Origin of the sequence: Pseudokineococcus marinus (assembly GCF_013004605.1) — a bacterium.
GTDB lineage: Bacteria > Actinomycetota > Actinomycetes > Actinomycetales > Quadrisphaeraceae > Pseudokineococcus > Pseudokineococcus marinus.
The window spans coordinates 1-1,125 of sequence record NZ_JABEMA010000545.1 but is presented as its reverse complement, the minus strand read 5'-3'; the positions used below and the strand labels follow the sequence as shown (position 1 = coordinate 1,125).

General features: G+C 80.4%; 1 protein-coding gene and 1 pseudogene. Both read left to right on the top strand.

The genetic code is table 11. The features are described 5' to 3' along the window. Positions 1–842: ATP-dependent DNA ligase (locus HLB09_RS17360; protein ID WP_457920620.1), on the top strand; the 842-nt coding region annotated here is incomplete at its 5' end. After that, positions 839–1,125 (top strand): annotated as a pseudogene (locus tag HLB09_RS17355) (DNA polymerase); the annotation flags it as partial. The gene HLB09_RS17360 and the pseudogene HLB09_RS17355, both read left to right, overlap by 4 nt.

Sequence of the window (1,125 nt, the reverse complement as noted above, 5' to 3'; positions counted from 1 at the left end):
CCAGGGCCGCCGGCGCGGCCGGGCCGGGGTCGGCGCAGGAGGCCGAGGGCGACGGGGGCGGGGAGCCCGATCTCCGGCTCGTCCTCTTCGACCTGCTCCACCGCGACGGCGAGGACCTCCTCGACGAGCCGCTGCGCCGACGGCGCGCCGAGCTCCTGCGGCTGGCGCCCTCACTCGCCGTCCCCGGCGTCGAGGCCTCCCCCGAGGAGCCGGGCGCGGCCGAGGAGGCGTCGCGCGACGCGCTCGCCCGCGGCCACGAGGGCGTCGTCGTCAAGGCGGCGGACGCGCCCTACGCCGCCGGCCGCCGCGGGGCCGCCTGGGTCAAGGTCAAGCCGCGCCTGACCCTCGACCTCGTCGTGCTGGCCGCCGAGCACGGCTCCGGGCGCCGCCGGGGCACCCTGTCCAACCTCTGGCTCGGCGCCCGGGACCCGCACGGACGCTTCGGGCCGCCGGGCGGCTTCGTCATGCTCGGCAAGACTTTCAAGGGGCTCACCGACGCCATGCTCGCGTGGCAGACGGAGCAGCTGCGCTCCCTCGCGGTCGAGGGGGACGGCTGGGTCGTGCGCGTGCGCCCCGAGCTCGTCGTCGAGATCGCCCTGGACGGCGTCCAGCGCTCCCCCCGCTACCCCGCCGGCCTCGCCCTGCGCTTCGCCCGGGTCCTCGCCCACCGGCCCGACAAGCCCGCGGCGGAGGCGGACGTCGTCGAGGCGGTCGAGCGGCTGCACGTCGCCGCGGGGGGTGCGGCCGGGGTCACGACGGAGGACGTCGAGGACGAGCCCGAGGACGACCGGGGCGGGCGTGACGCGGGCCGCGAGGGCTCCGGGGACGGGTCCGCGCCGTGACCCCGGGGGCGCTGCTGGCCGTCGTCCGGGCGCCGGGCGGGCTGGGCCTGGCGGACGGGGAGCGGTCGTGGGCCGTGGCGGCGTCCGGCGTCGACGCCGCGGCCGCCGCCCTCGACCGGCTGGAGCACGAGCGGTCGCCGCGGTGGGTGTGGTGGTCGGCCGCGGAGGTCCTCGGGGCGCTCCAGGCGGCGGCGAGCCCGCCCCGCCCGGCCCGCGCCTGGGACCTGGCGGCGGTCCACCGCCTGGTCGAGGGCGGGCACGACGACGGCCCGGCGGCGGTCCG